Raw genomic sequence first — 4436 nt, forward strand, 5'->3', positions numbered from 1 at the left:
TTGTGCTTCCGGTGAACTGCCAAAGATTTTAAAATCTCCGTAGTCAAAATAAAACAAATATGGAGAAGGATTAATAGAGCGAAGGGCTCGGTAAACATTAAATTCATCACCTTTAAATCCTTGTGAAAATCTTCGTGAAAGGACTAATTGAAAAACGTCACCTCTTTTACAATGCTTTTTAGCCAGGGATACATGTTCTTTATATTCTTCATCATTTAGATTTGAGGAAGCTTTTCCTTCTCTTCTGAAATTATATGAGGCAAAATTTCTTATATTTAAAAGTTGTTCAATTTCTGATATATTATTATCGGAATCATAGCAATGAGCAAATATATATGCCTCATTTTTGAAGTGATTTATGGCTATTATATTTTGGTAAACAGCATAATAAATATCGGGGATATCCAGGCTGCCGTCTTTTTTTGTGATAGAAATATCTTCAAAGTACCTAACTGCATCATAGGACATATAGCCAAACAAGCCATTATTTATAAATTTAAAACCATTAGATTTGGTCGTGAACTTTTGGCTGAAGTCATGTATAATTTTCACAACATCGGTTCCGCTATTTATGCTTATTTTATTAATAGATTTGTCTGGAAATAGTTGTGTAATTTGCTCATCCTTCACCCTGATGGAAGCAATGGGATTACAACAGATATAAGAAAAGGTATTATCATTTGCCCTGTAATCACTACTCTCCAAAAGAATACTATTAGGAAACTTATCACGAATTTTTAGATATACACTTACCGGGGTTATGGTATCTGCGAGTATCTTTTTATAATATGTTTTAAGTTCATATGTCATAATCTGCAAAAATTTAGATTTTGATATTAACTAATTCTGAAAAACCAAAAAGGCTTGTCGTGATAGACAAGCCTTTTCGTATAGAATACTACAATGGTGCTTAGCTCACGACTTTAAACGTAAGTTATTCCACCACCAAGTATTAACTATTCTAAAATTCATTGAGTCAAATATAGAAAGGAATTTCATAATTACAAATCAATTCATAGGAAAAATAAATCCAAAATCCTATATTTTATAAAGAGATTCAAATAAATGGTACGGATTGCTAATACTTCAATTCTAATCGTTCAGATCTATATAAAATATCTGATTGACCCCAATTATTAGTTTTATCCCCATTTTCATTTTTAATATAAAGTGTTGCTTCAAAAACTTCTTTCCCAGTCTCATAATCTACTTCAACTATTTTAGCGGTATGACTCGTTGCAGTTTTTAAAAATCCCGAAGTAACCAAAATATTATTTGTTTCAGCCAGATAGTCAACATCACTAACAATTGATGAGAAAAATTCCTCACCTCTTTCTTTGCCATATTGCCAAACCTGTTCTACGGTTTTATCCTTTTTGTTAATTTTATATTCGACTGCGCGGGAGTAATGTAGTTTATTTTCAAAATTTCTCAAAGGGCCATTATCGAATACTAAAAGATTCCCATTGGGCATTTGAAGGGGTGCGTGCATTCCCCAGGAAAAGTCAAATTGATCTATGCTTTTACTGCCATCTTGAACGGCATTGGAATACGATTTACCGTTAGAATCGACCGCCGTTAACAAATAGGGATTTATATCAAAACCTTTTCCATCTCTTCCAGATTTTCCCCAGTTCTTTTTTGGCGCTATTATCCATTGAAGTGTATCATTCCAAGAGATATTTATCAAACCCTGATTTTTCCCGGATACAGTTATTGAATTATCTCCTGGATCAAAGGCCAATCCGTTCATATGGAGCCAATCACCAGGCCTAAAAAAATTCAATTCATTTCTACTCACATCTAAATGTTTAGCTAAATCCCATTCTTTTGTAATTACAGATTTCTTTCGGTCAAATGCTATTATAAAATCACTGTCAGACATTACAGACTCTCCGTCTATTTCTATGAAATTTCCTTTTTTACCAACACATATTAGTAAATTACCATCGGGCAATTCCAGGACGTCATGATGCATACCATAATTAGGGTTTATTTTAGTTTCTTTGACTAGTTTACCTAACATATTAAACTCATAAATAATATTCCTGCTTACCATTAATAATGTTCCATCTTTAAGTCGTTGAAATGGGCTAACCATTTTACCGGCAAAACTTAAATCCAGATACCAGCGTACCTGGCCTTGGTCATCAAATATCATAGGACCTGAATTAAACTTTCCATTATTGGCAAAATGGATATCACAGCCGTGCATACCTGGTGTCATTTGATTTCGATTTAACTTGTTAATTACAATCCTGGGAAAATGAGTTGGGGTATTAGCTGTTTTAATTTTTATCGTATCAATTAATTGTCCTCCCTCATAATCTAGAGTAACAAGAACATCATTAAGAGTATTGGGATATAAACCTACTACAGGAATCTCTAACTTGGTGGCGTTAAGTTCAAAAGTTTGCTCTACCGGTGAAGTACCCAAAACTTTAATAGTAACATTGCAAGGTTTTTCCGCTTCAATATTTAAGATAGCTGTTAAAGGTGATATTTTGTATGGGTTCAAGGTTGTTTCTATGGAATAATTAAGATCGGAACTACAACTGCTAAAAAGAAATTGTACCAAAACTATTGAAAAAACCAAGCGAGATATTGCTTTTGATGTCATTTTAAATTTTTTTTAAAAATATAGTTTTACATCTAATTTCACTGACTATTTGCCAAAATATGACTAAAAAAATGTTGTATTTGTTATCGTGAGGTAAGGAAAGAATCCTATAGGACCCATCTGAAAAGACAGGTTTCTATTTTCGATTTTATCAAAAAAAAAATCCTGAATATTATTTAGAATATTCAGGATTTAATAAAGGGGGAACTTGAATTAGAATTCCAGATCTACTACCAAATCAAATTCGTCATATATTGTTTTATCGCCCAGGTCATCAAAGAAACTTCCCGAACCATACTTTACATCGTATTGAGCTCTGTCAACTTTTAAAGTGGCTGTTGCTTTACTTCCGTAAACCGAAACGTCAAATGTAACAGGCTTGGTTATCCCTTTAATAGTAAGATCTCCCTGTACTTCATAAGAGTTTTTACCTGTGGCTTTTACCTTTGTAAAAACCAAGGTAGAATTTGGATTATTCTCTACACCAAAGAAATCGTCAGACTTAAGATGCCCTTCTAGTTTTCCTTTATATTCTCCTTCAAGATCAGTAGATATAAGAGAAGTCATATCTACTTCAAATTCTCCACCTGTCAGTTTCCCTTCATCAAACATCAGGGCACCTGATTTAAGGTTAACAGTTCCGGTATGAGAACCTGTAACTTTATAGGCTTTCCAGGTAACTTTGCTTTCACTAGCTTTAACTTCTTTTTTTTCTTCATTTATTGGAGAGTTGGCAACCGCTGTGGCTCCAAAAACTATGGCTAAAGCCAGACTTAGTACATTCTTTTTCATGTTTTAATAATTTACTTTGTTTTAATGATTGTTTTAAAAATTTACGTGTTATATATGTGTGAATAATAATTCTTTTGGTTGTCTTACTTTTTTATAATGTTGGGTATCATCCTCTTCAGACCTGTAACCTATGGCGGCTACAACGGAAGTATTTAATCCTTTATCCTTTAAACCTAATAGTTCATTGTAAGTTTCGGGTTCAAAACCTTCCATGGGGCAGGCATCAATTTTTAAACTTGCTGCCGCTGAAAGTAAGTTGCCTAAGGCCAAATAAGTTTGCCTTGCCGACCAGGTTTCTTTTATGTTATCAGGAAGATCTATTAATTTAGATTTCATAAAATCACCATAAGGTTGCAAATTACTAAGTTCAATTTCTCTGGTGTCGCTAACATTAGTTAAATAATTATCAATAAGATCCTTGTCAAAATTAGTAGTGTTAGCAAAGACTATTAAATGAGAGGCATCAGTGATTTGCGATTGACCCCATGAGGCTGCTTTTAATTTCCCCCTCAGTTTAATGTCCTTTATTATAAAGATATGATAGGGTTGTAGTCCATATGAAGAAGGACTTAATCGAATCGCTTCTAATAAAGCATTCAGGTCTTCTTCAGATATTTGTTTTTGATTATCAAATTTTTTGGTTGCATATCGCCAATTAAGGCTTTCAAGGTATTTGTTCATATATATTAAAATTTATTAAATAAAAGATTTAATTGTTCGAGTTCTAAGTCGGAAAAATTATCTAAAATTTCTTTTTCTGCTTTTTCCATCATATGGTCCATTTCAGACAGTGCTTTTAATCCTTCTTTAGTAATGGTAATTTCCACTTTACGCCGGTTAGACATGCACACAATCCTGTCTACATAACCCTTATTCATTAATTTATCCACCAAACGCGTTGTATTACTCATTTTACTGACCATTCTCTCGTTTAAGGTCGATAGATTAGCAGGTTTACTTTGCTGACCTCTTAGAATACGTAAGACATTAAATTGTTGTGTCGAAATTCCATAAGGTTTAAGGG

At 33.0% G+C, this 4436-nt stretch carries 5 protein-coding genes; all 5 read right to left on the minus strand.

The features are described 5' to 3' along the window. Window positions 1-810 (minus strand): chorismate-binding protein (locus WBN20_RS11725; protein ID WP_424281810.1); only part of this gene is annotated, 810 nt, incomplete at its 3' end. Between the two features lie 268 nt (window positions 811-1078). Continuing rightward, window positions 1079-2620 (minus strand): aryl-sulfate sulfotransferase, encoded by a 1542-nt coding sequence (locus WBN20_RS11730; protein ID WP_424281811.1) that lies wholly within the window; start codon window positions 2618-2620, stop codon window positions 1079-1081. A 213-nt stretch (window positions 2621-2833) separates the two neighbouring features. Next, window positions 2834-3412 carry a YceI family protein gene (locus WBN20_RS11735; RefSeq protein WP_424281812.1) on the minus strand — a complete coding sequence of 193 codons (579 nt, stop codon included), beginning with the start codon at window positions 3410-3412 and terminating at the stop codon, window positions 2834-2836. A gap of 48 nt (window positions 3413-3460) precedes the next feature. Next, a complete protein-coding gene (locus WBN20_RS11740) occupies window positions 3461-4093 on the minus strand; it encodes an NAD(P)H-dependent oxidoreductase (RefSeq protein WP_424281813.1) in 633 nt (210 codons plus the stop codon). Window positions 4094-4098: 5 nt separating this feature from the next. Continuing rightward, the coding region (locus tag WBN20_RS11745; RefSeq protein ID WP_424281814.1) for a MarR family winged helix-turn-helix transcriptional regulator at window positions 4099-4436 on the minus strand (338 nt) is incomplete at its 5' end.

The organism is Eudoraea sp., assembly GCF_049665975.1.
In the GTDB taxonomy this organism is placed as follows: domain Bacteria; phylum Bacteroidota; class Bacteroidia; order Flavobacteriales; family Flavobacteriaceae; genus Eudoraea.

Excerpts from the sequence above, each read along its gene's own strand:
- WBN20_RS11740 (WP_424281813.1), bottom strand. The coding sequence starts at position 4,093 with ATGAACAAATACCTTGAAAGCCTTAATTGGCGATATGCAACCAAAAAA.
- WBN20_RS11730 (WP_424281811.1), bottom strand. The coding sequence starts at position 2,620 with ATGACATCAAAAGCAATATCTCGCTTGGTTTTTTCAATAGTTTTGGTA.
- WBN20_RS11735 (WP_424281812.1), bottom strand. The coding sequence starts at position 3,412 with ATGAAAAAGAATGTACTAAGTCTGGCTTTAGCCATAGTTTTTGGAGCC.